The organism is Yoonia sp. (genome assembly GCF_965660735.1).
In the GTDB taxonomy this organism is placed as follows: Bacteria; Pseudomonadota; Alphaproteobacteria; order Rhodobacterales; family Rhodobacteraceae; genus Yoonia.
Window position 1 is genome coordinate 1 of the sequence record NZ_CBFIBD010000008.1, and the last position, 25,134, is coordinate 25,134.

At 59.5% G+C, this 25,134-nt stretch carries 29 protein-coding genes, 1 tRNA gene and 1 pseudogene; 24 read left to right on the plus strand and 7 right to left on the minus strand.

Annotated elements, in window-relative coordinates; genetic code table 11:
* Positions 1-249: 249 nt before the first annotated feature.
* The 3 genes from ACTG4B_RS05115 to ACTG4B_RS05125 all read left to right on the plus strand — a co-directional run bounded on the left by ACTG4B_RS05115 (position 250) and on the right by ACTG4B_RS05125 (position 3,041).
* Positions 250-813, plus strand: coding sequence for a shikimate kinase (locus tag ACTG4B_RS05115; RefSeq protein ID WP_439154611.1), 564 nt, complete (start codon positions 250-252; stop codon positions 811-813).
* Positions 810-1,937, plus strand: coding sequence for a 3-dehydroquinate synthase (gene aroB / locus ACTG4B_RS05120; RefSeq protein ID WP_439154612.1), 1,128 nt, complete (start codon positions 810-812; stop codon positions 1,935-1,937). Before ACTG4B_RS05115 ends, aroB begins: the two co-directional genes overlap by 4 nt.
* Positions 1,938-2,342: 405 nt before the next feature.
* Positions 2,343-3,041: a tyrosine-type recombinase/integrase gene (locus ACTG4B_RS05125; RefSeq protein ID WP_439154613.1), complete on the plus strand. Its 699-nt coding sequence runs from the start codon at positions 2,343-2,345 to the stop codon at positions 3,039-3,041.
* A gap of 208 nt (positions 3,042-3,249) precedes the next feature.
* Here ACTG4B_RS05125 and ACTG4B_RS05130 read toward each other — a convergent pair.
* Both ACTG4B_RS05130 and ACTG4B_RS05135 read right to left on the minus strand, forming a co-directional pair.
* Positions 3,250-3,406 (minus strand): annotated as a pseudogene (locus ACTG4B_RS05130) (integrase); the annotation flags it as partial.
* 198 nt (positions 3,407-3,604) lie between these two features.
* Positions 3,605-4,507 carry a LysR family transcriptional regulator gene (locus ACTG4B_RS05135; RefSeq protein ID WP_439154614.1) on the minus strand — a complete coding sequence of 301 codons (903 nt, stop codon included), beginning with the start codon at positions 4,505-4,507 and terminating at the stop codon, positions 3,605-3,607.
* A 117-nt stretch (positions 4,508-4,624) separates the two neighbouring features.
* Between ACTG4B_RS05135 and ACTG4B_RS05140 the strand changes: the two genes are divergently transcribed.
* From ACTG4B_RS05140 to ACTG4B_RS05175, 8 genes are all read left to right on the plus strand, one after another.
* A complete protein-coding gene (locus ACTG4B_RS05140; protein ID WP_439154615.1) occupies positions 4,625-4,909 on the plus strand; it encodes a hypothetical protein in 285 nt (94 codons plus the stop codon).
* A 29-nt stretch (positions 4,910-4,938) separates the two neighbouring features.
* Positions 4,939-5,478, plus strand: coding sequence for a GNAT family N-acetyltransferase (locus ACTG4B_RS05145; RefSeq protein ID WP_439154616.1), 540 nt, complete (start codon positions 4,939-4,941; stop codon positions 5,476-5,478).
* Positions 5,471-6,229 (plus strand): gamma-glutamylcyclotransferase, encoded by a 759-nt coding sequence (locus ACTG4B_RS05150; protein ID WP_439154617.1) that lies wholly within the window; start codon positions 5,471-5,473, stop codon positions 6,227-6,229. Before ACTG4B_RS05145 ends, ACTG4B_RS05150 begins: the two co-directional genes overlap by 8 nt.
* Complete coding sequence (locus ACTG4B_RS05155; RefSeq protein WP_439154618.1) at positions 6,226-7,290, plus strand: dipeptidase; 1,065 nt, start codon at positions 6,226-6,228, stop codon at positions 7,288-7,290. Before ACTG4B_RS05150 ends, ACTG4B_RS05155 begins: the two co-directional genes overlap by 4 nt.
* Positions 7,290-8,057, plus strand: a complete 768-nt coding sequence (locus ACTG4B_RS05160) for a gamma-glutamylcyclotransferase (protein WP_439154619.1) — start codon at positions 7,290-7,292, stop codon at positions 8,055-8,057. The genes ACTG4B_RS05155 and ACTG4B_RS05160 overlap by 1 nt, the downstream gene beginning before the upstream one ends.
* Before the next feature lie 453 nt (positions 8,058-8,510).
* Entirely contained in the window at positions 8,511-9,434 is a 924-nt protein-coding gene (locus ACTG4B_RS05165; protein ID WP_439154620.1) for a ketopantoate reductase family protein, read from the plus strand.
* Positions 9,435-9,875: 441 nt separating this feature from the next.
* Positions 9,876-10,352 carry a hypothetical protein gene (locus ACTG4B_RS05170; protein ID WP_439154621.1) on the plus strand — a complete coding sequence of 159 codons (477 nt, stop codon included), beginning with the start codon at positions 9,876-9,878 and terminating at the stop codon, positions 10,350-10,352.
* Positions 10,353-10,382: 30 nt separating this feature from the next.
* Positions 10,383-11,018 (plus strand): hypothetical protein, encoded by a 636-nt coding sequence (locus ACTG4B_RS05175; RefSeq protein WP_439154622.1) that lies wholly within the window; start codon positions 10,383-10,385, stop codon positions 11,016-11,018.
* Between the two features lie 232 nt (positions 11,019-11,250).
* Here the strand turns inward: ACTG4B_RS05175 and ACTG4B_RS05180 are convergent, their stop codons facing one another.
* Positions 11,251-11,508, minus strand: coding sequence for a hypothetical protein (locus ACTG4B_RS05180; protein ID WP_439154623.1), 258 nt, complete (start codon positions 11,506-11,508; stop codon positions 11,251-11,253).
* A gap of 480 nt (positions 11,509-11,988) precedes the next feature.
* On the opposite strand from ACTG4B_RS05180, the gene ACTG4B_RS05185 reads away from it, so the two are divergent.
* Entirely contained in the window at positions 11,989-12,546 is a 558-nt protein-coding gene (locus tag ACTG4B_RS05185; protein WP_439154624.1) for a Hint domain-containing protein, read from the plus strand.
* 477 nt (positions 12,547-13,023) lie between these two features.
* Here ACTG4B_RS05185 and ACTG4B_RS05190 read toward each other — a convergent pair whose 3' ends face one another.
* Together ACTG4B_RS05190 and ACTG4B_RS05195 are read right to left on the minus strand one after the other, a co-directional pair.
* Complete coding sequence (locus ACTG4B_RS05190) at positions 13,024-13,353, minus strand: SWIM zinc finger family protein (RefSeq protein WP_439154625.1); 330 nt, start codon at positions 13,351-13,353, stop codon at positions 13,024-13,026.
* A 183-nt stretch (positions 13,354-13,536) separates the two neighbouring features.
* Positions 13,537-13,626, minus strand: a tRNA-Ser gene (locus ACTG4B_RS05195).
* Between the two features lie 144 nt (positions 13,627-13,770).
* Between ACTG4B_RS05195 and ACTG4B_RS05200 the strand changes: the two genes are divergently transcribed.
* The 7 genes from ACTG4B_RS05200 to ACTG4B_RS05230 all read left to right on the plus strand — a co-directional run bounded on the left by ACTG4B_RS05200 (position 13,771) and on the right by ACTG4B_RS05230 (position 19,933).
* On the plus strand, positions 13,771-14,607 hold the full coding sequence (locus ACTG4B_RS05200) for a DUF2059 domain-containing protein (RefSeq protein WP_439154626.1): 837 nt from the start codon (positions 13,771-13,773) through the stop codon (positions 14,605-14,607).
* 219 nt (positions 14,608-14,826) lie between these two features.
* On the plus strand, positions 14,827-15,489 hold the full coding sequence (locus ACTG4B_RS05205) for a 50S ribosomal protein L21 (protein ID WP_439154627.1): 663 nt from the start codon (positions 14,827-14,829) through the stop codon (positions 15,487-15,489).
* A 12-nt stretch (positions 15,490-15,501) separates the two neighbouring features.
* The gene (gene rpmA / locus ACTG4B_RS05210; protein ID WP_439154628.1) at positions 15,502-15,771 is read left to right on the plus strand and encodes a 50S ribosomal protein L27; all 270 of its coding nucleotides are present in this window, start codon (positions 15,502-15,504) and stop codon (positions 15,769-15,771) included.
* 123 nt (positions 15,772-15,894) lie between these two features.
* Entirely contained in the window at positions 15,895-16,446 is a 552-nt protein-coding gene (locus ACTG4B_RS05215) for a GNAT family N-acetyltransferase (protein WP_439154629.1), read from the plus strand.
* Between the two features lie 71 nt (positions 16,447-16,517).
* Positions 16,518-17,564 (plus strand): GTPase ObgE, encoded by a 1,047-nt coding sequence (gene obgE / locus ACTG4B_RS05220; protein ID WP_439154630.1) that lies wholly within the window; start codon positions 16,518-16,520, stop codon positions 17,562-17,564.
* Positions 17,552-18,658 (plus strand): glutamate 5-kinase, encoded by a 1,107-nt coding sequence (gene proB, locus ACTG4B_RS05225; protein ID WP_439154631.1) that lies wholly within the window; start codon positions 17,552-17,554, stop codon positions 18,656-18,658. The genes obgE and proB overlap by 13 nt, the downstream gene beginning before the upstream one ends.
* A gap of 9 nt (positions 18,659-18,667) precedes the next feature.
* On the plus strand, positions 18,668-19,933 hold the full coding sequence (locus ACTG4B_RS05230; RefSeq protein WP_439154632.1) for a glutamate-5-semialdehyde dehydrogenase: 1,266 nt from the start codon (positions 18,668-18,670) through the stop codon (positions 19,931-19,933).
* On the opposite strand, the gene ACTG4B_RS05235 is transcribed toward ACTG4B_RS05230, so the two are convergent.
* Positions 19,930-20,523 (minus strand): histidine phosphotransferase family protein, encoded by a 594-nt coding sequence (locus ACTG4B_RS05235; protein WP_439154633.1) that lies wholly within the window; start codon positions 20,521-20,523, stop codon positions 19,930-19,932. The genes ACTG4B_RS05230 and ACTG4B_RS05235 overlap by 4 nt on opposite strands.
* A 26-nt stretch (positions 20,524-20,549) precedes the next feature.
* On the opposite strand from ACTG4B_RS05235, the gene ACTG4B_RS05240 reads away from it, so the two are divergent.
* The 3 genes from ACTG4B_RS05240 (at position 20,550) to ACTG4B_RS05250 (ending at position 22,459) form a co-directional block, all read left to right on the plus strand.
* Complete coding sequence (locus ACTG4B_RS05240) at positions 20,550-20,732, plus strand: DUF3553 domain-containing protein (protein WP_439154634.1); 183 nt, start codon at positions 20,550-20,552, stop codon at positions 20,730-20,732.
* A 127-nt stretch (positions 20,733-20,859) separates the two neighbouring features.
* Entirely contained in the window at positions 20,860-21,636 is a 777-nt protein-coding gene (locus ACTG4B_RS05245) for a GNAT family N-acetyltransferase (RefSeq protein WP_439154635.1), read from the plus strand.
* A complete protein-coding gene (locus ACTG4B_RS05250) occupies positions 21,629-22,459 on the plus strand; it encodes a lysophospholipid acyltransferase family protein (protein WP_439154636.1) in 831 nt (276 codons plus the stop codon). Before ACTG4B_RS05245 ends, ACTG4B_RS05250 begins: the two co-directional genes overlap by 8 nt.
* On the opposite strand, the gene ACTG4B_RS05255 is transcribed toward ACTG4B_RS05250, so the two are convergent.
* Positions 22,436-23,062, minus strand: a complete 627-nt coding sequence (locus ACTG4B_RS05255) for a thiamine phosphate synthase (protein WP_439154637.1) — start codon at positions 23,060-23,062, stop codon at positions 22,436-22,438. The genes ACTG4B_RS05250 and ACTG4B_RS05255 overlap by 24 nt on opposite strands.
* A gap of 124 nt (positions 23,063-23,186) precedes the next feature.
* Here ACTG4B_RS05255 and ACTG4B_RS05260 point away from each other — a divergent pair, with 124 nt between their 5' ends.
* Positions 23,187-23,924, plus strand: a complete 738-nt coding sequence (locus ACTG4B_RS05260; protein ID WP_439154638.1) for an RNA methyltransferase — start codon at positions 23,187-23,189, stop codon at positions 23,922-23,924.
* A 76-nt stretch (positions 23,925-24,000) separates the two neighbouring features.
* The gene (gene ctaA / locus ACTG4B_RS05265) at positions 24,001-25,134 is read left to right on the plus strand and encodes a heme A synthase (protein ID WP_439154639.1); all 1,134 of its coding nucleotides are present in this window, start codon (positions 24,001-24,003) and stop codon (positions 25,132-25,134) included.

The window sequence follows — 25,134 nt, forward strand, 5'->3', positions numbered from 1 at the left end:
GTGGGAAAGAATATTGGTCCGATATAGGCATAGGCCACGAGTCCCACGCCCGCCAATACCGCCAAAAATATCAGAGCCTTTATCAGCCGCCACATTGCCTGTCCCAGTCCTCGTCTTCTGCTTCGATATGTGGTCTCGGTGCCACGAATTGAAGTCTTTATATATGGTCTTTTGGGCAAGATCACGGCATTCATTCACTAAATTTGATATTCAGCGGCCAGTGGCCGACCGCGAAAGGAAAAACCAGACATGACCGACGCCATGCCGCCAGCACATCTTTGCCGGAGTGTCGTGCTGGTGGGCATGATGGGGTCGGGCAAGACAGCCATCGGGCGAACGCTGGCGGCACGGTTGAACGTGCCCTTTGTTGACAGCGACGCCGCAATCGAGGAGGCCGCAGCACTGACAATCGCGGAAATCTTTGCCCGCGACGGCGAGGCATTCTTTCGCGAGCGCGAGGCAGAGGTCTTGCGCCGCCTGCTGGCGGGCCCGCCCCGGATCGTGTCGACGGGCGGGGGGGCCTTTCTGGCCGAACGCAACCGGATTGCCATCGCCGAAGCAGGGGTTGCCGTCTGGCTTGATGCGGATCTTCCAACGCTTTGGGATCGAGTGCGCCAAAAAGACACGCGCCCCTTGCTGCGTACGCCGGACCCACGCGCGACGCTGGCCGGCATTTTCGCCGAACGCGCGCCGGTCTATGCGCTGGCAGGGCTGCGCGTGCCGATCGATCGCCACGCCAGCATTGACGAGACGACCCAAACCGTGATCGACACGCTGCTGACACGCCCTGACATTCTGGAGTCTTCATCATGACCGCAACAACCGTGCATGTCGATCTTCCGGGTCGGGCCTATGATATTCTGATCGGTCCGGGCCTGCTGGATCAGGCCGGGAACCATGTGGCGGGCATGGGGGGGCGCAAGCATGTTTGCATCATCACCGACGAAACCGTGGCAGGGTTGCATCTGGCGCAGTTGCAGGCGTCGCTGGCTGCCGCCGGTCTGACATCTGCCGCGCTGGCCCTGCCGCCGGGCGAGGCCACGAAAAACTGGGCTGCCCTGCAACGAACCGTGGAATGGCTGCTGGATCAAAAGGTCGAACGCGGCGATGTGGTGCTGGCCTTTGGTGGCGGGGTGATCGGTGATCTGGCGGGCTTTGCCGCCGCGATCCTGCGGCGTGGGGTGCGCTTTGTGCAGCTGCCGACGACGCTGCTGGCGCAGGTGGACAGTTCGGTTGGCGGAAAGACGGGCATCAATTCTCCGCATGGCAAGAACCTGATCGGGGCGTTTCACCAACCCAGCCTCGTGCTGGCCGATACCGCCCTGCTTGGCACTCTGGCCCCGCGCGACTTTCTGGCCGGTTATGGCGAAGTCGTCAAATACGGGCTGTTGGGGGACGCCGCGTTCTTTGACTGGCTCGAGGCGCAGGGACCGGCGCTGGCGGCGGGCGATATGGCCGCGCGGGTGCGTGCGGTCACACGCTCCTGCCAGATGAAGGCCGACATCGTGCGCCGCGATGAAACCGAACAGGGCGACCGCGCGCTGTTGAATCTTGGCCACACTTTCTGTCATGCACTTGAGGCTGCGACCGGTTACTCCGACCACCTGCTTCACGGCGAAGGCGTGGCGATCGGGTGTGCGCTGGCGTTTGAATTGTCCGCGCGGCTTGGCCTTTGCAGCCAGGAAGCGCCCAGCCGCGTGCGGGCACATCTGCGCGCGATGGGCATGAAGGTGGATGTCGCCGATATTCCCGGTGACTTGCCCGATGCGGCAGGGTTGCTGGCATTGATGGGACAGGACAAGAAGGTGCAGGACGGCAAGCTGCGGTTCATCATGGCGCGGGGCATCGGGGATGCGTTCATCACATCGGATGTGCCCCCTGACATGGTTATGGCGGTGCTGAGCGACGCGTTGAACGCCGCGCCCCGACAAGGTTGATCAGCCGACCCGATTTCCCCGGCACCCGCCGCCGCACCGACAACCGCACGAAATCGGATGATGCGATATCCAGCAACCCGGCCAGCGCCAATTACTGCGCCCAAACGTTGCCAGAGTGCGATCCGCTGCGGATAATGTTCGGCGAACTTTGCATCCGACAGCCTGCGTTTCTATCTTCCTGAAATATCCTCCACAGGATGCTCCGATGGAATATGATCAGAGAAGAAAGGGGTAATGGGGGCCTTAATGGCGGAGATACAGGCAGCCATATCCCATCCTCGTCCGTTCCCACCATTTCCAGTTTATTGTTTTATATCAATCGTATCGTACGATATGCTGTCCCATAGAGGCTTGTGCAGTTCCTTCCATTCTCCTTTATCATGGGGGACAGAGAGGGGGACAGGAATGTCTGGGGCAAGTTCTAAAACAAATCAAGGTGGGCCGCTTAGTGCAGCGTTCGTGCGAACGATACATGAGCCAGGAAAATACCACGACGGTGGTGGATTAGGTTTGATGCTGCGTGTTGAGCCTTCCGGAAGCAAACGCTGGGTGCAGCGTATCGTCATTTCAGGGCGGAGACGGGAAATGGGTCTCGGCGCGCCACCGATCGTGACACTTGCAGCTGCGCGCGAGGCCGCAATGGCAAACAAGCGTTTGGTCCATGCCGGCGATGGCCCGATTGCTCAGAAACGCAAGTCACGTGAGATCATGACTTTCGCTACCGCAGCAGAGCAGGCAATTGCCGCCAAGTCCTCGGAGTTCCGTTCCGACAACCATCGCAAACAATGGCGCAGCACTCTCGATACCTATGCCGTACCGTTTCTTGGCGCGCTCCCCGTAGGACAGGTGAACACGGCAGACGTGCTCTGTGTGCTGCAGCCAATTTGGACTGAGAAGACTGAAACAGCCTCACGCCTGCGCGGGCGGATCGAAGCAATTCTGTCTTGGGCGAAACGAGCGATGGACGGTGGCGCAGCATGGCAGCCGCGGCACGATGGACCGGCCACTAGTGCGCAGCCAACGCTCAACGGCTTCTTTCGATGCTTGTGTTTGAGCATCGCACTGATCAGGCTCAAGACCATCGGCCTTTTCACCTTGCCATAGGAACGGCCAGTAATGTCGTGCAAGCGATCTCGCCGCATTACCTTTAGAAATTTCCAAAAGTACATCGGCCAATGCGGTTTGCTTTGCGCGCCATAGTTTTGTGCGTTCTGGAGAGGCTTTCCCAGCCGGTGCGAAGGGCAATAGCGACAATAGCCGTGGTGGACCTACTTGGTCCGCCATCAGCTCGCCCCCCAAGCGCGAATGGTACGACATAGCTAGGCTCGGCCCGCCCACTCAGAAAGCCCGCCCAAGCAGTCATCATGGCTCGTCGCCGTTCAAGCATGTCAGACCGACGATACGCACGCTCTACAGCACTGCCAACGTCATGGGCCAACGCCATTTTCAGCCATATCCCTGGGGTAGCCCAGCCCAATTTGTTTAGCCATCGACACGACAGGCCCATTTTGCTGCGGTTAGGACGGGCCGACGTTCTGCATTGCAGTGCACCAGATCAGCCATTCGCGCTTGCCCCAGTGAAATCGGCAGAACAATGCGTCGATACACGCGCGCCTCGACTTCCCGTGATTGAATCGTGACATGGTTTTCAGTGACCTGCCCGGACCTCAATTACGGCTCTTGGGCACGTTCTCGAGCAGGAAATCCAGGGCCCGCCGAACCGGGCTTGCGTCGCCCACATTGGCAGGCCAGATCACATAGGTTTCTATGGGACGAAGCGGCACGTCGGGAAGGAGACGCACAAGCCTCCCCTCCCGCACATGGTCTTCGACCACCCCTCTCGGGACCGCAAGAACGCCAATCCCTTCGAGTGCGAGCTCTTCCGCCACCAACATAGAATCCAGCGTGATCGCGATGCGGGGCTCGATACGTTGACTGGCAGGCCTTGGCTCGACCAGAAACTCGTTCAGACGCAACCCGGGTGGAAACTCGATCCAGTCCCAACTCGCCAGATCGTCGATTGCCTTTGCGGGCGACCGGGCCGTCATATAGTCTGGTGATGCAGTCAGCCAGACTTCATAGCGTCGAAACAAGCGGGATTTATAGGCTGAATCCTTCGGACCGGACGTTCCACCCCTAATCGCGAGGTCGAACTGCGACCCTGAGAGATCGCTGAACGCGTCCGTGTAGGTGATCGAAAAGGTCAGTCCGGGGAACCTCTTCAGCAACTGGGGCCAGGTCGCCCCGAACGCGGGGTGTTGTGCGGATGAAGGCAGCGTCACCCGAATGTGGCCGACAGGCTGTGCCTTGCGCATTTGCATCGCCGCCATCCCCTCATCGGCAGCCTGTGTCATCAGACGCGTGCTGCGCAGCAGTTCGGCCCCGGCATCGGTTAACGACAGCTTCCGCGTGGACCGGTAGAACAAGGGCAGCTCGAGCTGCATCTCGAGCTGGCTGACATGGTGGCTGACAACCGATGGCGAAATGCCAAGCCGCTTCGCCGCCCCGCGAAACGATCCAGCATCCGCTACGGCCTGAAAAACTGCCATCCGGGCAAGGTGATCCATCATTGTGCGACCATATCGAACACAGAAACCAAAATCACCTGGATAGTGCGAGGCAAAGTTCTGTCACAGGATCAAACTGCGCGAAATGGTTGCGCGCGCCACACACCAAAGGAGATATCAATGCCGAAAATGATCTCTGTCGCACGCATCGACACGTCAAAGAACGCTGATCCTGCAGGTGGCATGACTGCCTACAACGATGCCTTCGGGCAATACGGCACTAACCTCGCCTTCGCCCTCCGCCCCGCTGCCCTGCTGCGCGGTCTTGCCACGCGGCTGTCGGCGCCCGCCGATCCAGACGACGCGCGCGCGTGCCGCGACTTCGTCATGGAGATGACCGCACGCAACCCCGACGCCTTTTCCAGCGATCTGGACGTGCAGGCCATGATGCAGCACTATCCCTGACAGTTCTGATGACCACTAGGAGGTCTGACATGCCCCTGACCATCACGCGAGCCGAGACACCCGATGACCTTGACGCCACGCGGGCGTTGATCCGCGACTTCTTCGCCTGGGCCATGGAGCATGTGGCCAAGGGCGAGAAAGACCCGAACCCGTCGGTCTTCGCCAACCTTGAAGCTGAACTCGCCGGTCTGCCGGGACGCTTCGGCCCGCCCTCGGGCTGTCTGCTGCTGGCGCGGCTTGAAGGGGAGCCGGTGGGGTGTGTCGCCTTCTACGGGCAGGACGCAACGACAATGGAGATCAAGCGCATGTTCGTGCGCCCCGATGCATGGGGTCACAGGATCGGCGCGCAGATGCTGAAAGTGCTGCTGGCCGAGGCCGAGGCTGCCGGATACATCCGCTACCGTCTGTCCACCCATCACGCACTGCACGCCGCCCAATCGCTTTACCGGCGCGCCGGATTTCGCGACGTGCCCGGCTCACCTGATTTTCCGGGCATCGTCGAAGGCGTCGACATCTGCATGGAAATGATACCTGTCCGCGAGACCAAAGAGGAGAGCCGCCTTGCCTGAACTGACCGACCCATTCTTTCACCATCCTGAATTGCGCAACCGCATTGCCGATACCGAGACGTCCTACTTTCGAACTTTCAGCGTTGAGGCGATCATGGCAGCAGACCCCCAACAGGAGGTGTTTCGCGACTGGGTCCATACCGACGCGCAGCGCGAGGCGATCCGTGCCGAGGCGCTGGCCGACCATTCGGGCGATCTTTGGATCTTCGGCTATGGGTCACTGATGTGGGACCCCGCCCTGCGCTTTGCCGAGGTGCGCCGCGCTCATGTTGCGGGCCATGCCCGCCGCCTGATACTCGTGGACACCAGGGGCGGCCGCGGCACAAAAGAGGCACCGGGCCTATTCGCAACGCTGGATGCCGTCGAAGGGTGCGACGGATGCGAGGGGCTGGCCTTTCGGATCGCGGCGCCTGATGTCGAGAGCGAGACAGAAATCCTGTTCCGGCGCGAGATGCTCGCGCCCGGCTACCTCGCCCGGTTCGTCCCGGCCCGGATCGGTGACGCGGAGTTCCGCGTGTTGACCTTTGTTGCGGACCACGCCGTGCCGGACGTCTGCCCCGACCTCACCTACGAGGAACAGATCCGCTACGTCGCCCACGGGGCGGGCGATCTTGGCACCAGCCGAGACTATCTGGCCAATATCGTCGGGCATTTCACGCATCTCGGGATCACCGATGCGCATTGCAGCGACCTGTTATGCGCGGTGGATGCCCACCTCGCCGCACTGACAAACAAGGAATCTTCCGAATGACGGCGCCCATCCCCTTTTTCGACGGCCACAACGATTTTCTGCTGCGCCTGCTGAAAACACCGACCCCACGTGAAGAGACCTGGCTGGGCACGGCTGGCCACGGTCATCTGGACCTCGCGCGGATGAAGGACGCGGGCTTTGCGGGCGGGCTGTTTGCAATCTTCGTGCCGCCCGCGTCCAGCGGCCCATCGCCCGATTTCAAGGCGCTAATGGCCAATCCGCCTTACGCCCTGCCGATGCCGCCAGAAATGACGCATCCGCAGGCCCAACCCGACGCGCTGGCCATGGCAGGGCTGTTGCACTGGATGGAACGCTCGGCACCCGATGATTTCAGGGTCTGCCGGTCCGTGGCCGAAATCCGCGCGACGATGGCGCAGGGCGTCATCGCGGGCGTCATGCATATGGAAGGGGCCGAAGCGATCGGCCCCGACCTTGACGCGCTCTACCTGTTCCACGACATGGGCCTGCGCTCGCTTGGCCCAGTCTGGAGCCGGCCTACGATCTTCGGCCACGGCGTGCCGATGGCCTTTCCGGGCAGCCCCGACACCGGGCCGGGCCTCACTGAGGCAGGCCTTGATCTGGTGCGCCTGTGCGATGAATTGGGCATCGTGATCGATCTGTCGCACCTGAACGAAAAGGGCTTCGATGATGTTGCCCGCGTCTCCTCTGCGCCCCTTGTCGCCACCCATTCCAACGCCCACGCACTCTGCGACAGCCCGCGCAATCTGACGGACCGGCAGTTGCACATGATCCGCGAGCGCGGTGGTATGGTGGGGTTCAACTTCGCCACCTTCTACCTGAACGCCGATGGCACGGCGAATACGGGCACCGGATGGGACGTAATGCTGCGGCACATCGACTACCTGATCGCGCAGGCTGGCGAGGATCACGTCGGGCTTGGGTCGGACTTCGACGGTTGTGTCCTGCCTGATCTGATCGGCGACGTCACTGGCGTACAGCACCTGTTCGACGCAATGGCCGCGCACGGCTACGGCGATGACCTGATCGGGAAGCTCGCGCACGAGAACTGGCTCGCCTGTATCGACCGGTGCCTGAACTGATGTCCGGCCTGAAGCATCCACCCATCGTCCCGCGCCTGCGCCTCACCCGCACCCTTGTCGACCGGCTGCCGCCGCGCGTCGATGAACGCGGGCCCGTGATGCTCGAGGATCCCCCGTCGGAGTTCTACCACCGGACTGCGGCTGGGATCCTTGAGCGGCTCGACACGCAAGACGCTGTCTGGGTCTTCGCCGCAGGATCCCTGATCTGGAACCCGCGCATGGAGGTGGCCGAACGCCGGGCCGCGCAAGTGACCGGGTGGCGGCGGGCGTTTTGCCTGACCGACCGGCGCTTCCGTGGCTGCCCGTCAACGCCGGGGCTGATGATGTCGCTCGACCGGGGCGGGGCCTGTTCCGGTGTGGTCCTGCGGATGGACACCGGCGACGACCCACTGGCTGCGCTGGTGAGCCTTCTGCAAAAAGAGCCCCCGGTGCCGCCCGAACTCGTGACCGCCGAAACCGATGCCGGGCTGGTCGAGGCGATACTCTTCGCCGCCGATCCCGGCTTTCCGCTGTACCGTCCCGAGCCCGCAACGGAAGAGTTGGCAGACATGCTCGCCTGTGCCGTGGGGCACATCGGCACGATGGCCGAATACCTTCTGAACACCGTCACCGAACTGGAGCGGGCAGGCGTCCATGACCTGCATCTGTGGCGCCTGCAGGAGATGGTGGCGGAGCGTCTGGAACGGCTGCCGGACCCTGTGTCTGCCGCTCTTGGCGCTGTTCACGAGGTTCACGCTGCAGACCGAAGTAATCGCCCACGCGAGTAGGCCCGGATGAATATCGCCCTTTCTTCCTGCAGCGAACGCCCCGCTCGCGCCGATATCACCCCATTGTTGATTGCCTGTAGCGACAAGCTTCAGCCCAGAGTCAACGCGCTGGTCGTAGCCATTGGTAAGTGCCGTTCGCACTGCCGCCACCCAAGAAATCTGCAGCACCACCGAGTTGAGCTGGCCGGTGGCGAGTGTCCGCTTTGTGTGTGGCGGCCCCAAATTTCCGCACCTGCAACATGGTTCGTGGAGGGCTTGTATTGTCCGTCCGCAAAGGGCTGACAGCGGTCATTGGGGGAACCCCTGTGCGATGATGGTCCAGAATCGAGTGCTACAACGTCGCAAGTCTGCTTGGAGCCCTTGATGGCTTTCAAAAAATTGACTTCTTCACTACGGTTGGAAACTTAAATCGAATGATTGAAATGGTACTCTAGCCTAGAAGAGGAACGCAGGATGGACATTCTAGTAATGGGCGCAGGTGCTCTGGGTGGCTACTTCGGAGGCCGTCTGGCTGCTGCCGGGCATGATGTGACATTTGTAGCAAGGGGTGCACAACTAGAGGCTCTCCAACAAAACGGTTTGAAAATTCAAAGCCCTTCTGGAGATTTGCATTTACCCAAAGTCAAGGCTGTCAGCGATCCCAAGCAGGGCGCCCATGCAGATATAGTGTTGTTCCTCGTCAAAAATTTTGACGTGGAAACTGCGGCGCAGACGCTGCTACCCAATTTGAAATCCGATAGCGTCATAGTGACCCTGCAGAATGGTGTATCGGCGTCTCGACGGCTAGGTGAAATTGTCGGGCATGACAGAGTAGTTCCGGGGATCGCCTTTATTCCGGCTGATGTCAAAGCGCCGGGAATTGTCCGACATAATGCCGAACTGCAGAGGCTTTTGTTTGGGCAGGGTAGCAAAGTCAACGCCGGCCAAATCAATCAGCTGGCTACTGCTCTGGAGGACGTAGGAGTCGAGGTCATGATTTCCGACAACGTGCAAATTATGCTTTGGACAAAGTTCGTGTTCCTGAGCGCGATCAGTGCAATGACAACCCTGACCCGGCTGGATGTTGGGCCATTGCGAAAAACACCTGAAACTGCCGCTCTGCTTCGACAAGCGATGGATGAAACTGAAGCAGTCGGAAAGGTAATGTGCCCTGATCTCCCGCAAGGGACTGCAGAGGCCCAGTGGCAGTTTATGCTGAGCCTACCCGATACAGTGCACGCCTCGATGCTGGACGACCTTCGTCGCGGCAAGCCGCTTGAATTAAACTACTTGAGCGGAGATGTTTCCCGAATTGGTCACGAACAGGGTGTTGCGACACCTTTGCATGACTTTGTGACAGCAGCGTTGCAACCTTACGTAAATGGCGCACCAATCTAGCGATGAATGGCTGCTTGATCCCGCACTGCTGATCTTGGACCGCCGAACATGCTGCGCGATGCACGAACGGCAGGTCGGATGAAGCTGCGCCTCGGCATCTGCGCTACTGATGGAGGGCAGCTTCGGGCCGTCCATGATTGAGCTGAGTGATCAGCCTGACGAAAATGCTGCAATCGATCTCATGACGGTTGTGCGCCCATCTTGCCGGTATTGTCTGTCACAGCGAAGGTCCGGTTTCTGGAAACGGGATAAACTGGAATACGGTGGACAGGACAGATAAGGGTCAATTCCGTTGGCCGGATAGTAGCTATGGGATGAACTTGCGGCAGCGCATTCTCAAAATGCTGGTCCCCAACGGATGATTTGTCTTGTCTGGGACGTCATTTGATCCATACTTGCGATATTACCTATAATTGAGTTTTTCCGCGGACGGAGTCGTTCATGCCTCAGATTCTACAGATTGCCGCAATTGCCGTTGCAACTTTTGGCACTGGCGCTGCGACCCTTTCGGTGCTGAATGAAGATATCCCCGATCTTGTTGTGCCTGAAGGTGACTGGGCTGCGACCGGTGCGTTAGACGGAATGACATTCCGGATATATGGTGAGGATCCGTCCAGTGGCGCAGTCCTGGAGGATGATATTGTTTTTCGCGATGGTACGTTTCAATCGGTTGATTGCGAGAATTACTGCAGCTTCGGCTGGTCCGGCTATCAGACCAAGGAAATCGACGGGGTGATTTACTTCACCACCACGGCGATCTGCCCCGATGCCCCGCACACCGTGGTGTGGTACGGCACTATCACAGGTGATGATGTGGTCATCGACGGGACGTGGACGACGCGGCGCTGGTACTGGACCAACCAGATCGCCATCCGGGCGACGGGCGCGGCAATCCCGCCGGAGTCGGTATCCGGCTGAGCCCCGCGCATGACGTCTAAAGGGCTGACCTTGCCCGGCCTGATCCTCAAGCTTGGCTTCCTAATTGGGTTTATCGTGCTGGCCACTTGGGGCGTGCACATGATCCGCGACGCGATGGACCTTCAGATCAGGCCCGACAATGAACAGCAGGTCCACAAAGCCATCATGATCGGTGCTACGGCCTATGTCGCGCTTCTTGCGATGCCGTTTGTGCCCGGGGCAGAGATTGGTATTGCACTCCTCGCAGGTTTTGGCGCGGCGATTGCACCACTGATTTACGTTTGCACGGTCGCCGCAATGATGCTGGCGTTCACGATCGGGCGGTTCCTGCCCATCAGCGTGCTGGAGCGGGTCTTGCAGGTCCTGCGGATGCGACGTGCGGCGGATTTGGTTGCTCGCGCGGCACCATTGTCAAAAGACGATCGGCTCGCGATGCTTCTCGAAGGGCAGTCAAAACGTGTCCTGCGCCTTGCCCTGAAGTATCGTTATGTTGCGATGGCGGTCGCCGTCAATACGCCGGGAAACTCCATCATAGGCGGCGGTGGCGGCATCATGATCGTAGCGGGCCTGAGTGGAATATTTACGCCGCTTTCGACTTTCCTGACAATCATTCTTGCTGTGTCGCCAGTGCCATTAGCTGTGATCTTTCTCGGCCTTCAACTCTGACTTGGCCCACCCGCCCTGTTTGTCGCTAGGTGAAATCCATCCCATAGTGGACATTGGTGCGTTCGTACCAGACGCTGGTTCCGTCCACTGACCGACGTTTCAGCGGTCAATATGCTGCGCTTTGCACGAACGGCAGCAATAACGGGCCGCGCCGCAGCATCTTGAGCTGGTCTTGGAGGTCGGCTCTGGGCCGGTAGTGACTGGCTGGCCAGCTCCGGAAACCCGGCATGCTCTATCTCACCGCCTCTTCGGCTTCCGCGTTTTCGACGGCCCAGTTGGCTGCGTCCTCGACCGCTACGGCAGAGGCCGTAGGCACTAGGTTCAAATAAGCGTCGGTCTGTGATCCCGGGGGCGCGTCACTCTGGCTCATGCGATAGAGTGCGTAAAGCACAATGACCGAGAAGGGAGCGCCAAGTACGATCCAGAAGGCGAAAGGGCCGAGAGCATCCATGGCAAAGCCAATGGCAATCGGGCCGATGATGGCCCCCAAGCCCCCAATCCAAAAGTGAAGACCAGACCGCCCGACGTTGCAGGCATGTCCTCCGCGGGCACATTGTCGTTGGTATATCGACCTCAACGAAAGTAATGGAGTTTTCATGCTTTTGTGTCTGATTTTTGGGCTTTAGAAGCTTTAGAAGTCGATTGTTGAACCGTAGGCACGATTTCTCGCCGTCACCTGTCCAAAAGGCCAGTTGTCCGCGTCAAAGACAAGACATCATTCATGTGTCTACAGGTACTCGTAAGTGGTAATGGTTATTATCCAGTTAACTAGTGGCAGCGGCGTTTTACCGGTTTATTTTTTTGGAAAGCGCCGCTGCTTTTAGGAGAGGTAGCGTACCTAGTTAGTACACGGTGTAATAAATGCACCGTGTTGTCGGTTCCGATAGGACCAAGTTTGAAGACGCTCGGATTATCGGTCACAGATGCTTCGTTTTTAAGTTTCTGTTTAGTTTTGAGTAGATGGTTATAAATGTTGAAATCGGCAAATTCCAAGCCCTCTTGGCTGCAAGATAGGCAAGTCTTGCGTGATTCAGCCCCGGTGAACGCACGCGAACAAACGAACGTGACCACGATGCCATGGTCACTTCCCGGTTTTGGAGCGGGTGCGCGTGTATCGACCGGATTTGGCACTGTTCCGGTTGAAGCATTGCGCATCCGTGATCCGGTCAAAACCCGCGATGGCCGCTTTCTTGTAGTAAAGCATGTTGACACTATTCGGCTTGATCGCCGTTTCCTGCTAAACCACCCTGATGCGCAGCCCATCGAAATTCCCAAAAACGCTTTGGCGCTTAATGTCCCAAATCAAACGATCCTTGTATCGGGCAGGCAGCGATTTTTCTTGCCGGGTCGCTACGATCAAACGCCTGGAACAATGGCGTTCGATTTTGTTGGAATTGGCAGAGTGCAGCGTAAATTCCACGGATACTTTACGTACTACGTATTTCATTGTGGTGAGCCTTGTATGGCAAGCATCGACGGTCTTTGGGTCGATCTGGATCCGGCAAATTTGAGAGGCCCAACGGGCTGAATTGTCGCACTTTTCAGTCATCACGAAGACGAGTCCTGCCGCCACATGGGGGGTGACCATCTGCTTTCTGTCGCCGCATTTTGGTCGCATGACAGCCTTGGGCCACTTGAAGTCCTTAGCGTAGGCGAGTTGAATTGCAGCTTCGTCCGCTCTGCCGTCATTCGCCGATTGAAAATGCTGCGCGGGGCATGAATGTCCGCAGTGAGCCCGACTACCGTGTCTGATGTCATCTGCATTCGCACATATCAATGTGGCAAGCACAAGAATGGCCCATAAGGCGTTCCGCACGAGGCGGGAGCAACTCAACAGTTCATGACATGAGCTGTCGCATGCCTGTGCAAGTGTTCTTAGCCCGTCGACATCGAGACACTATCGGTAGACAGTGCTTTTATAGCTACATATTTCTTTGGGTGTCGGACGGATCAAATTCCATGCTGCGAAACCCCATTCTGTAGTAAGTGCCGATAGGACAAGCCTTTAGAGACGGCCAAGCATCGCACTAGCGACCGTCTTTTTGATAGCCTTCAAGTCAGCTTGGGCCTTCTTCACGACGGCTTCTTGCTTGTGCATCGCGTCAATGGTCGCTTCAAGGCGGCTACCGGCAACAAGCTTGGCAATCTCACTCACTGGCGCATCGGCTTCTACCACTTCGCTTTCGTCGCCAGAAATCAGCGCGAACCTATGCTTGCAGTATTGCCCGTTTTCGCCCGCAGGACAGTCGCACGTTATCACGGGGCCGTCTTCCGTAGCATACACCTGCACGTTGTATTCATTGCCGCTAGATTTGCTCTTGACTACAAAATTCATTCTTCAAACTCCGACTTGCTGTAGGGCGTAGCGGCGACCGCAGCGCAGCCGAACTCATGCCAGGTTTTCGCACGCGAACCCTAACGACAAGGCTAAAAGCCGCAAACTACCGACTTCAAACTTGCAGTAGGATGTTAGTAGATTTCGCATGTTGCCAAATTTCTCAATGAAATCAAGGGCAAGTGGCGGAGAGACAGGGATTCGAACCCTGGGATCCCTTGCAGGATCAACGGTTTTCGAGACCGCCCCGTTCGACCACTCCGGCACCTCTCCGCGGGGTGGCGCTGTCCTAATCCGGCTGCTTCGGCGGTGCAAGGGGCAATTTGCCCCGATCGTCAATTACAGCCCGCTTGCTTGCAAAACCGGGCCGGAGCGGCCTATGAATAACCGGTGGGATGCCGGATCGAAAGGATCGGGATGCAACGTTTGACCACCTTAGTGCTGACTGTGTTCATGGCGTTTCAGACACCGTTGTGCAGTGCGGAACCTGCAGATCGCCAAAAGATCGACGCGCTTTTCGTGGCGCTGGGGCTGCCTGAGCTGCTCGGGATCATGCGTATCAAAGGATTATCACAAGGCAGGGTCATTGCCGCAGATATGTTGGCGGACCGCGATAACCCCGATTGGGATGCAATGGTGTCGCGTATTTATGACCCGGCATTCATGACCCAAGAGGTTCACGCAGGCTTTGACGAAGAGCTTTTGGGTGCCGATCTGGATGCGATGCTGGCCTTTTTCACGTCCGAGCCGGGCAAAAGCATTGTCAGCCTCGAAATCAGCGCCCGGAGAGCCCTGCTGGACACGGCGATTGCCGCGGCCAGCAAGCAAGCCGCAGCCAGGGCGCGCCATGAACAGACGCAGCGGTTTCGCCTTGTCGCACGGTTTATTGCCGAAAACGATCTGATCGATGCGCATGTGGCCGGGGCACTTCATGCAAGATATGCATTTCAGATTGCGTTGATGGAGGGGGGCGTCCTGCCTCGCGGCGTTACCCCGGAAACTGCCCTGCGCGAGGTCCGGTCGCAGGCACCCGAAATTCGGCAAATGGCGACCGATTGGCTCGAAACCCACCTGCTTTTGGCCTTTCAGCCACTGACCGATGAGGAAATCACCCTCTATTTGGCCTTTAGTCAAAGCCGCGCCGGCCAGGAAATGATCGCGGCTTTGTCGGTGGCATTCGATGGGTTGTATTCCGATCTTGCACGCGCGATGGGCCTGGCGACGGCACGGTTCCTGATCAGTGCAGAGCTTTAGCAGGGGTGCGGGCGCAACCGACGTTTTTCAGGGTGCGAAGTCCGGCCTTTGGTCTTGACATATAAAGGGATTGGTCACATAAGCCGCCATCCGAGCAAGGGTCTTGCCGGGTTTGATGCGAAATATCGCCCAATGGGCGCGCAGTCCACAGGCGGCTTTATGCCATGAACACCCGGGTGGCCGGGGGCCTCAGAGACGCGAAAAATGAAGGAAAGACATATGTTTGCGGTTCTGAAAACCGGCGGCAAGCAGTACAAGGTCGCTTCTGGCGATGTGCTGCGGGTCGAAAAACTGGCAGCTGCTGCCGGTGAAAAAGTTCAATTCAACGAGATTCTGATGGTCGGAACGACCGTGGGCGCGCCTTTAGTCGAGGGCGCAGGCGTCCAGGCCGAGGTGATCGACCAGATCCGCGGTGAAAAGACGATCAACTTTGTGAAGCGTCGCCGTAAGCACGGCAGCCAGCGGACCAAGGGCCACCGTCAAAGCCTGACACTGGTGCGGATCGGTGACATCCTGGAATCTGGTGCTGACAAGTCCGGCGTGAAAGCCGCCGAAAACGGCGCAGGTTTCGAGATTGTGCGCGCCAAGGGTGCGCCGACCTCGAAAAAGGCGGCTGCTGCGGCTGAACGCGCGTCGACTCCGAAGGCTGCAAAGCCAAAGGCGGCCCCAAAGGCCGAAGCCGGTGCAGACGATCTGAAGAAGCTGTCGGGCGTCGGCCCCGCGCTTGAGAAAAAGCTGCTTGAAGCTGGGGTAACAACCTTTGCCCAGATCGCAGCGTGGACAGAGGCAGATGTGGCTGCTATGGACGAAAAACTGTCGTTCAAGGGCCGGATCGAACGTGAAGGCTGGATCGCGCAAGCGGCCGAGCTGGCAAAAGGCTAAGGAGAGACACCAATGGCACACAAAAAAGCAGGCGGTTCATCCCGTAACGGGCGCGACTCAGCTGGTCGTCGCCTTGGCGTCAAGAAATTCGGTGGCGAAGCTGTCATCCCAGGCAACATCATCATGCGCCAGCGCGGCACAAAGATGTGGCCGGGCATGGGTGTCGGCATGGGCAAGGATCACACGATCTTTGCAACCGCCGAAGGCGCTGTGAAATTCCACAAGGGCCTGAAGGGCCGCACCTTTATTTCGGTTCTGCCAGTGGCGGAGGCCACTGAATAAACCGTAACCTTAGGTAACGCATTTGAGGGGATCGGTGAACACCGGTCCCCTTTTTTGTTCATAATTCTGCCACCATATCTACGTAGTGGGGCAGGGCCGGTGACGGTCGCGGAGGAGGATGCAATGAAACACGAGGATATCGTCGTGCAGGACACGATCAGCGCAGAGCGTGTTGTACTGCGCCCATGCCGTAGATCCGATGCGGGGCTGATTGCCATGTATGCCTCTGACGATCGGGTTGCGCGTGGAACTCGTGCCATGCCGCATCCGCTCCCTCCCGGTAGCATCGAGGCCATGATCGAGCGTGCGTTACGTCCCGACCGGACAGAGGACGTGTGGGTGATCGACGGGTCGATCCACGGCCACGCCGAGGCATTGGGCCTGATCAGTCTGGAACGGATGGACCGAAACCAGTCCGAGATATTTTACTGGATCGCGCCCGCCTTCTGGAATTCCGGTTTCGCGTCGGAATCCGTGCGCGCGCTGATCACCGCGAACCCGCATAAGGCGGATCGCATTTTTGCCGAGGTGTTTCAGGACAACCCCCGTTCGGCCCGTGTGCTGACCAACTGCGGTTTCGACTATTTGGGCGATGCCGAGGCGTTTTCGGTGTCGCGCAATGCGACCGTGCCCACATGGACCTATACACTAAAGGCCCAAAGCGTCGCAGCCTAGCGTGCCATGGCTTGAGACCGGCGCCACAATAGACTATCGGCACGGCTGAACAGCCGCAGAAAGCCCTATCCATGAAGTTCCTCGATTTTGCCAAGGTCTATATCCGGTCCGGTGCCGGTGGTGCGGGCTGTATTTCGTTCCGCCGCGAAAAGTTCATCGAATACGGCGGCCCGGATGGCGGCGATGGCGGCAATGGCGGTGATGTGATCATAGAAGCGGTCGAGGGGCTGAACACCCTCATCGATTTCCGTTATCAGCAGCATTTCTTTGCGGGCAACGGCCAGCACGGCATGGGCAGCCAGCGGACCGGTAAGGATGGCGACGACAAGATCCTGCGCGTGCCCGTGGGCACGGAAGTCCTTGATGAGGATCAGGAAACCGTCATCGCCGACCTGACAGAGGTCGGCCAGCGGATCGTCATCGCCAAGGGTGGCAACGGCGGTTGGGGCAACCTGCATTTCAAATCTGCGACCAATCAGGCCCCGCGCCGCGCCAATCCGGGGCAAGAGGCGGTGGAACGCACGATCTGGCTGCGCCTGAAGCTGATCGCCGATGTGGGTCTGCTGGGGATGCCCAATGCGGGTAAATCCACCTTTCTGGCTGCCACATCGAATGCGCGCCCCAAGGTGGCAGATTATCCCTTTACTACGCTGGTGCCCAATCTTGGCGTTGTGGGTATCGATAACGTGGAATTTGTCGTGGCCGATATTCCGGGCCTGATCGCCGGTGCGTCCGAAGGGCGCGGCCTTGGCGATATGTTCCTTGGCCATGTGGAACGCTGCGCGGTGCTGTTGCATCTGATCGACGGCACATCGGGAAATCCCGCACAGGATCTGGTGACGATCATCGACGAACTTGAGGCTTATGGCGGGGAACTTGCCGACAAGCCCCGGATCACCGTGTTGAACAAGATTGACGCATTGGATGAAGAAGAACGCGCATTCCTGCGCGATGAAATCGCGGCTGTTGCCGAAGGCCCGGTCATGCTGATGTCCGGTGTCAGCCGCGAGGGCATCCCCGATGTGCTCCGGGCCCTGCGCGCCGAGATTGACGACAACCGTCTGCGCCATCGCAAAGCGGAGGACGCAGCCGAGGACGATGCCCCATGGCAGCCCTGAGCGATGCCAGACGGCTGGTCGTCAAGATTGGATCGGCGCTGCTGGTGGATAGTCGCACCGGTGCGTTGCGGGCAGATTGGCTAACGTCGCTTGCCGCTGATGTCGCCCGGATCAGGGCGCGGGGCACGGATGTGATCCTTGTGTCTTCGGGGTCGATCGCGCTGGGGCGTGGTGTTCTTGGCCTTCCGATGACGGCGCTGGCGCTGGAACAATCGCAGGCTGCCGCCGCCGTTGGGCAGATACGGCTTGCCCGCGCCTATGAAGAAGCGTTGGCCCCGCATGGGATCGTCGCCGGTCAAGTGCTGGTGACACTTGAAGACAGTCAGGACCGGCGGCGGTATCTGAACAGCCGCGCAACGATGGAAACGCTGCTGGGCCTTGGCGTGACCCCTATTGTCAACGAAAACGATACAATCGCGACGGATGAGATCCGTTATGGCGACAATGACCGGCTTGCCGCGCAGGTTGCGGTGACAATCGGGGCGGATCAGCTGATCCTGCTATCGGATGTGGATGGGCTTTATTCTGCGAACCCCAACATTCACAGCGATGCGCAACATATTGCAAAAGTTGATAAAATTACGCCACAGATCGAGGGCATGGCAGGTGATGCCGGATCAGGGCTTTCCAAGGGCGGGATGATTACCAAAATCATGGCGGCCCGGGTTGCGACCGAAGCAGGCTGCGCCATGGCCATTACTTTGGGCAGTCCGCTGCATCCGCTGACGGCACTCGAAAACGGGGCGCGGTCGACCTGGTTTGCCGCGCAGACCGATCCGCAGGCGGCGCGCAAGCGCTGGATCGCTGCGATGAAACCGCGCGGTGCGGTAACGGTGGACGATGGCGCAAAGGCCGCACTTGGCCGGGGCAAAAGCCTGCTACCTGCGGGCGTGACACATATTGCCGGCGACTTTGGGCGCGGCGATCTGGTCACGATCAAAGATCTGACCGGCGCGCAACTGGGGCAGGGCCTGATACGCTATACCAGCGCAGAGGCGCGTCAGATCATGGGCCATCACAGTGCAGACATCGCGGCCATTCTGGGCTATGAGGGACGCGCCGCATTGGTCCACCGCGACGATATGGTGCTCTAGGGGATAACGATGAACGATCACGACCAAATCGGACCGATGATGGCGCAACTGGGTGCCAATGCCAGCGCCGCCGCCGCAAAACTGGCCACCGCCGGGTCGGAACGCAAGCATGCCGCCCTGATCGGCGCGGCCGATGCGATCTGGGAAAACCGCTGGGACATTATTGATGCCAATGCCGAAGATCAGGTTTATGCCGAAGAAAAGAACCTTAGCCCTGCCATGATGGACCGGCTGATCCTGGATGAAAACCGCGTGCGTGCGATGGCTGAGGGCTTGCGCAACGTCGCTGCACAGCATGATCCGGTGGGCGAGGTGATCGCCGAATGGGATATGCCGTCGGGATTGAACATCAAACGCGTCCGCACGCCGTTGGGCGTCATCGGCGTGATCTATGAAAGCCGCCCCAACGTGACCGCAGACGCCGGTGCACTGTGCCTGCAATCGGGTAATGCGGTGATCCTGCGCGGCGGATCGGAAAGTTTTCATTCCGCAACTGCGATCCATAAATGCCTGCAAACAGGGCTGAAACAGGCGGGTCTGCCGTTGGAGGCGATCCAGTTGGTGCCGACCCGCGACCGCGCGGCCGTGTCGGCGATGCTGACCGCGACCGACCATATTGACGTAATCGTGCCGCGCGGCGGCAAGGGGTTGGTGGGTCTGGTCCAGCGCGAGGCGCGTGTGCCGGTCTTTGCCCATCTGGAAGGGATTTGTCACATCTATGTTGGCGCGACGGCCGATCCGGCGATGGCGCTGGATATCGTGCTGAACGCCAAGACCCGCCGCACCGGCATCTGCGGTGCGATGGAATGCCTGCTGATCGACGGGCGTTTCTATACCCAGCACGGGCCGATGCTGATCGAGGCATTGCTAAAGGTCGGGGTCGAAGTCCGCGCCGATGGTGAATTGGCCAGGATACCCGGCACCACACCTGCACAGGCCGATGATTTCGGACGTGAATTTCTTGATATGATCTGTGCGGCCAAACTGGTTGACGGCGTGGATGCGGCGATCGCGCATATCCGCACCTATGGGTCCAACCACACCGATGCTATCATCACGGCGGATGACCAGGCTGCCGCACATTTCTTTGCGGAACTCGACAGCGCGATCCTGATGCGCAACGCATCCACCCAGTTTGCCGATGGCGGCGAATTCGGCATGGGGGCAGAGATTGGAATTGCCACGGGCAAATTACACGCACGCGGCCCGGTTGGTGCCGAACAACTGACCAGTTTCAAGTATCTGGTCACGGGCAACGGCACTGTGCGCCCCTAGAACCGCAGGCCGACCATGTTTTCCTGCAGATCAAGCGTCAGCTTGCGCCCATGTGCGGCCAATACCTCTGGCAGCAGGGCAAACTGCACCTGCGCGGGGCCATGGCTGAAACCGCTGTTGGTCTTTGTCAGGGTCGCCCAAAGAGCGTCTTCAATCACAAGGCGGGGGCCTTTCCCGATCAGGGACCAGGTTTCGCCGGTATTGGAAATCTGGATGCTTCCCCCAAGGGGAAGGGCGGTTTCCATACATTGCAGCAGCAAAAATACGATCCTCACCATCGCACGGGGCTGGTCGCCCATCGGCTGCCAGTCATAGCTTAGTCGCCCCCCCTTTGCGGTCGCAGCAAGCACAGATACAATATCTGACCGACCGATTGTCTGTTCAGGTTTGGCTGCGCCATAGGCAATACGGAAATACCGGATACGTGCATTCGCATGCGCCACGCTGTCACTGATCAGTGCCAGTTCGGCACTGGTGTCACCGCTGGTCAGGGATATCAGTTCCATCCCATTGCCGATTGCGCCGATAGGGCTGATAAGGTCATGACAAATACGAGAGCCGACAAGGGCGACAAGGTCAGGGCGCGTCATGCGTTCTCCAATCAAAGGAATGCGGAATGTCTGATATCAATGCGATTCTTGAGCCCGGGATGTTGGTGCGCCACCCTGACCGGCCGGATTGGGGCATCGGGCAGGTGCAATCAAATATTGGTGGCAAGATCACGGTGAACTTTCGTGATGAAGGCAAGGTCGTGATCGACGGGTCATACATCAAACTTGTCATTTCCGATCCTGCGTAACGCCGCGCAACTCAAGGTAGTCCCGGGCTGCGGCCTGTCAACTTTATTAACCATAGTTAAACGCGAATTAGTTGCCAAAAGGTTACCACGTTCTTAGAAAGCAGCCCGTCTTGCAGGCCCATGTCACATGAATCATCACAGCCCCGCCTTTTCGATCGGATTTGCGCAAACGGCCGATGACCTGCGCGCTGCGCAGCGGTTGCGGTATGACGTCTTTGTCACCGAACTGGGTGGTGATGGTCCCTTGGTGGATCATGCAAATAAATTGGAACAAGATCGGTTCGACGCCCATGCGCGCCATCTCTTGCTGCGCGATACCAGGCGATCAGTGCAAGATCAGGTCGTGGGCGTTTACCGGTTGATGACACAAGAAGGTGCGGATGCTGCGGGGGAATTTTATTGCACGGCGGAATACGACCTCACACCGCTACAGCAAAGTGGCAAGCGCCTGCTGGAACTTGGCCGGTCTTGTCTGCATCCGGACTATCGCGGCGGGTCGGCCATGATGCATCTGTGGTCGGCCCTGTCAGATGTCGTCACCGCTGAGGGGGTCGAGGTGATGTTCGGTGTGGCCTCTTTTCCGGGTACGGATATTGCCAGCCTCGCGGCCCCTCTCAGCCTGCTGCATCATCGGCACCTTGCTCCCGAAAACCTGCGCGCAAAGGCCCATGGGGCCGGTGCCGTGCCGTTGAATCAGATCCCTCAGGATCAGATCGACAGGGTTGCCGCGGTGCGTGACGTGCCGGCGTTGATCAAGGGATATCTGCGGCTGGGCGGGGTCGTCGGCGATGGCGCTTTTGTGGATCATGCGTTCAATACCACCGATATTTGTCTGATCCTGCCCACCGATGCCATCAGCGCCATGCAGCGTGGCATCTATGCACGGGGGCAGGGGCTTGGCTGATGTCTGGCAAGAACCGGATGCACCCGCCCCGGTGCCTATGACCGGCGGGGCGATCTGGCGCGTGATCCGCCGTGGCGTGCCTTTGGCGATCCTTGTCTTTGGCGGCTTGCTGATTTTGGTGACCGTGCGACTGATCGAAAGACCGTTTTGCGGGCTGCGGCGACCGGTGACACCTTATATCACGCAGGCGGTCTGCCGGTCGGCATTTGGTATTCTTGGCATCCGGTTTCGCAGTATCGGCGCACCGATGAAAGGACCGGGGGCCGTTGTCGCCAACCATGCCTCATGGCTGGATATCTTTGCGCTGAATGCGCGCAAGCGAATCTATTTCGTGTCTAAATCAGAGGTGGCCGGTTGGCCCGGCATCGGCTGGCTGGCACGCGCCACGGGCACGGTGTTCATCAAGCGCGACCGCCGCGAAGCGGCCAGCCAGATTGCCGTTTTCCGCGACAGGTTGGCGGCAGGGCATAAATTGCTGTTCTTTCCCGAAGGCACATCCACAGACGGTTTGCGTGTCCTGCCATTCAAACCCACACTGTTTGCCGCGTTTTTTGATCCCGCGCTGGCGGGCAATCTGTGTGTGCAGCCGGTCACCGTCAACTATACCGCGCCTGCGGGTCAAGATCGGCGGTTTTACGGCTGGTGGGGGGATATGGCCTTTGGGCCGCATCTGCTGGCGACGCTGGCGGTAAAAGGGCAGGGCAGCGTGACGGTGCACTACCACCTGCCGGTGCGGCTGACAGATTTCGCCGATCGCAAGGTGCTGGCCAAAACGCTGGAAAATACGGTGCGCAGTGGGCTAGCCGTTCATGATGGCGCGTAGGTCGGCCAAGGCTCGCACCGGGTCGTCGGCGCCCCAGATTTCGTCCCCGATGCCAAAGAAATCGGTATGCGGGGTCAATTGACGGACCAGTGCGGCATCCAGCGCGCCCTCGGCCACGACCGGCACCTCGATCATCAGCGACCACCATTCGAACAAATCCAGTTCGGCCTGCCGCCCATCACCCAAAGGCGTGACGCCGACGGGACCAAAGCTGACGTAATCGGCACCCAGTTCACCGGCGGTCATCCCGTCATGGCGTGAATTGGCACAGAATGCGCCCACGATCGCATCCTCGCCCAGCGCCTTGCGCGCTGTCTTGACAGACCGTGCCCCATCCAACAGGTGCACACCATCCAGTCCGTGCGGTTCGACCATCATCATGTGGCTTTCTATCACGAACGCGACCTCGCGCGCGCCCGTGACCTCGCGCAGGGCGTCGGCGGCACGCGCGACGCGCTGCTCGTCGCGGGTCGCCAGCGCCAGACGCACACAGGCGACGGCGGTGCTGTCCAGACAGGCGGCAAGCAGGTCGGGATAGGTTGACAGATCAAATTCGCTGGGCGTGATCAGATAGATTTGCGGCAGGTCTTGTGCGTCTGACATGGGGTGGTGTCCGTTTACAGTGTTTACAGGCGTTCTAACGGGGAATGCGGGGCTTGACCATGGCTTGATCTTGCCTTGCAGACCGGGGCGGCGTATCAGGCAGCCCGTTATCAAAGGATGCGCCATGCCCAGTGCCCCACCACAACCTACCTTCGTCCTGATCCGGCCCCAAATGGGCGAAAACATCGGGGCTGCGGCGCGTGCGATGTGGAATTTCGGTCTGGACCGGATGCGCATCGTGGCCCCGCGTGATGGCTGGCCCAACCAAAAGGCCGTGGCGATGGCAAGCGGCGCGGGCCGCCTGCTGGACGAGGCGCAGCTGTTTGACGATACGCCCGGCGCGATTGCTGATTGCGATTTCGTCTATGCGACGACCGCGCGGCCGCGTGACCTGACCAAGCCCGTGTTCACACCAGAGGCCGCGATGGCCGACGCCCGCGCGCGGATTGCGGCAGGTGGCAAGGTGGCGGTGATGTTCGGGCCGGAACGGGCCGGGATGGAAAACGACGATATCGCGCGGGCCAATGCGATCATATCGGTGCCGGTGAACCCGGAATTTGCATCGCTGAACCTTGCCCAATGTGTGTTGCTGACCGGTTATGAATGGCGCCGCGCCGCCGTGCCTGCGGTGTCGGTGCGGGTTGACGCGGTGGGTGATTGGGCGCAGCAGATCGAGATTGAAAAGCTCAGCCAGCATTACGAGGACCGGTTGGAAGAGGCCGGATTTTTCTTTCCCGACCACAAGGCCGCGAATATGAAGATCAACCTGCGCAATTTATGGTCGCGCATGCCGCTGACCCGCGCGGATGTGCAGATGCTGCATGGGATCATGCGGCAGATGGTGCGCTGGAAGGATAAGTAGGCCATGCGCGTCACCCTGACGCTTGCAGACATCGCCCCCCGGCCCTAGGTTCCGCGCAAGTCACAGCGGAGGCCCCATGCCCAAACAACGCAGCATTTTCGAAGACGTCGGTGAAACCCCCAAACAGACCGCCGCACCCGGTGGCATCGATCGGGTCGGGCAGGGCGCGCGTGGCGCGATCCGGGGCTGGTTGATGGTGCTGTTTGCGCTTGTATTGGTGATGATCGCCGTGGGTGGCCTGACCCGCCTGACCGATAGCGGCCTGTCGATCACCGAATGGCGCCCCGTGACGGGTGCCCTGCCGCCCATGTCAGAACCTGCGTGGACCGAAGAATTCGACAAATATCGTGCAATCCCTGAATACCAGTTGCAGAACAAGGGCATGAGCCTGTCCGAGTTCAAGTTCATCTACTACTGGGAATGGGGCCACCGGCAATTGGGCCGTGTGATCGGGCTGGTTTGGGCTGCCGGCTTTGTGTTTTTTCTTGCAACAAGGAAAATCCCCGCCGGCTGGACCGGCCGTCTGGTTTTCATAGGTGCGTTGGGCGGGCTGCAAGGGGCGGTCGGCTGGTGGATGGTGTCATCGGGACTTGAAGAAGGGATGCTGGATGTTGCATCCTACCGGCTTGCGACGCATCTGGGTCTGGCCTTTGTCATATTCGGGTTCATCGCCTGGTTTATCTATCGCCTGGGCCGCAGGCCGTCCGACCTTTTGCAAGCGCGCCGGAGCGGCGACGTGGGGTTGATCCGCTGGTCCAATGTGTTGATCGGTGCGGCCTTCATACAGATTATCCTTGGCGCGCTGGTGGCGGGTATTGACGCGGGCCGCGCCTATCCTGACTGGCCGCTGATGGCGGGGGGATTTCTGCCGCCTGACCCGCTGGGGCTGACGCCCGTCTGGCGGAATTTCTTTGAAGACGCCGGGCTGGTGCAGTTCATGCACCGGATGGCCGGTTACACACTGTTCCTGTTGGGGCTGTTTGTCTGGCTGCGCGGGCGGAAATCGGCCAATCGCCGGACCCGCGCCAGTTTCAACATGATCATGGCGATGATGCTGGTGCAGATGGCCCTGGGTATCGTGACGGTTATTTATTCTGCGCCCTGGCAGGTTGCGATCCTGCATCAGCTGGGTGCGGTCGCGCTCTGGGCGATGATCCTGCGGGGCCGGTTCCTGGCCCGCTATCCCATTCCCCAATCCGTCCGAGGCTGA

What these genes read in the sequence shown, in the direction of transcription:
- ACTG4B_RS05255 (WP_439154637.1), bottom strand. Translation starts at nt 23,062, where the DNA reads ATGTCAGACGCACAAGACCTGCCGCAAATCTATCTGATCACGCCCAGC.
- ACTG4B_RS05200 (WP_439154626.1), top strand. Translation starts at nt 13,771, where the DNA reads ATGCAACGTTTGACCACCTTAGTGCTGACTGTGTTCATGGCGTTTCAG.
- ACTG4B_RS05245 (WP_439154635.1), top strand. Translation starts at nt 20,860, where the DNA reads ATGAATCATCACAGCCCCGCCTTTTCGATCGGATTTGCGCAAACGGCC.
- obgE (WP_439154630.1), top strand. Translation starts at nt 16,518, where the DNA reads ATGAAGTTCCTCGATTTTGCCAAGGTCTATATCCGGTCCGGTGCCGGT.
- rpmA (WP_439154628.1), top strand. Translation starts at nt 15,502, where the DNA reads ATGGCACACAAAAAAGCAGGCGGTTCATCCCGTAACGGGCGCGACTCA.
- ACTG4B_RS05125 (WP_439154613.1), top strand. Translation starts at nt 2,343, where the DNA reads ATGTCTGGGGCAAGTTCTAAAACAAATCAAGGTGGGCCGCTTAGTGCA.
- ACTG4B_RS05140 (WP_439154615.1), top strand. Translation starts at nt 4,625, where the DNA reads ATGCCGAAAATGATCTCTGTCGCACGCATCGACACGTCAAAGAACGCT.
- ACTG4B_RS05185 (WP_439154624.1), top strand. Translation starts at nt 11,989, where the DNA reads ATGTTGAAATCGGCAAATTCCAAGCCCTCTTGGCTGCAAGATAGGCAA.
- proB (WP_439154631.1), top strand. Translation starts at nt 17,552, where the DNA reads ATGGCAGCCCTGAGCGATGCCAGACGGCTGGTCGTCAAGATTGGATCG.
- ACTG4B_RS05260 (WP_439154638.1), top strand. Translation starts at nt 23,187, where the DNA reads ATGCCCAGTGCCCCACCACAACCTACCTTCGTCCTGATCCGGCCCCAA.
- ACTG4B_RS05240 (WP_439154634.1), top strand. Translation starts at nt 20,550, where the DNA reads ATGTCTGATATCAATGCGATTCTTGAGCCCGGGATGTTGGTGCGCCAC.
- ACTG4B_RS05165 (WP_439154620.1), top strand. Translation starts at nt 8,511, where the DNA reads ATGGACATTCTAGTAATGGGCGCAGGTGCTCTGGGTGGCTACTTCGGA.
- ACTG4B_RS05135 (WP_439154614.1), bottom strand. Translation starts at nt 4,507, where the DNA reads ATGATGGATCACCTTGCCCGGATGGCAGTTTTTCAGGCCGTAGCGGAT.
- ACTG4B_RS05215 (WP_439154629.1), top strand. Translation starts at nt 15,895, where the DNA reads ATGAAACACGAGGATATCGTCGTGCAGGACACGATCAGCGCAGAGCGT.
- ACTG4B_RS05230 (WP_439154632.1), top strand. Translation starts at nt 18,668, where the DNA reads ATGAACGATCACGACCAAATCGGACCGATGATGGCGCAACTGGGTGCC.
- ACTG4B_RS05190 (WP_439154625.1), bottom strand. Translation starts at nt 13,353, where the DNA reads ATGAATTTTGTAGTCAAGAGCAAATCTAGCGGCAATGAATACAACGTG.
- ACTG4B_RS05205 (WP_439154627.1), top strand. Translation starts at nt 14,827, where the DNA reads ATGTTTGCGGTTCTGAAAACCGGCGGCAAGCAGTACAAGGTCGCTTCT.
- ACTG4B_RS05235 (WP_439154633.1), bottom strand. Translation starts at nt 20,523, where the DNA reads ATGACGCGCCCTGACCTTGTCGCCCTTGTCGGCTCTCGTATTTGTCAT.
- ACTG4B_RS05155 (WP_439154618.1), top strand. Translation starts at nt 6,226, where the DNA reads ATGACGGCGCCCATCCCCTTTTTCGACGGCCACAACGATTTTCTGCTG.
- ACTG4B_RS05170 (WP_439154621.1), top strand. Translation starts at nt 9,876, where the DNA reads ATGCCTCAGATTCTACAGATTGCCGCAATTGCCGTTGCAACTTTTGGC.
- ACTG4B_RS05115 (WP_439154611.1), top strand. Translation starts at nt 250, where the DNA reads ATGACCGACGCCATGCCGCCAGCACATCTTTGCCGGAGTGTCGTGCTG.
- ACTG4B_RS05160 (WP_439154619.1), top strand. Translation starts at nt 7,290, where the DNA reads ATGTCCGGCCTGAAGCATCCACCCATCGTCCCGCGCCTGCGCCTCACC.
- ACTG4B_RS05145 (WP_439154616.1), top strand. Translation starts at nt 4,939, where the DNA reads ATGCCCCTGACCATCACGCGAGCCGAGACACCCGATGACCTTGACGCC.
- ctaA (WP_439154639.1), top strand. Translation starts at nt 24,001, where the DNA reads ATGCCCAAACAACGCAGCATTTTCGAAGACGTCGGTGAAACCCCCAAA.
- aroB (WP_439154612.1), top strand. Translation starts at nt 810, where the DNA reads ATGACCGCAACAACCGTGCATGTCGATCTTCCGGGTCGGGCCTATGAT.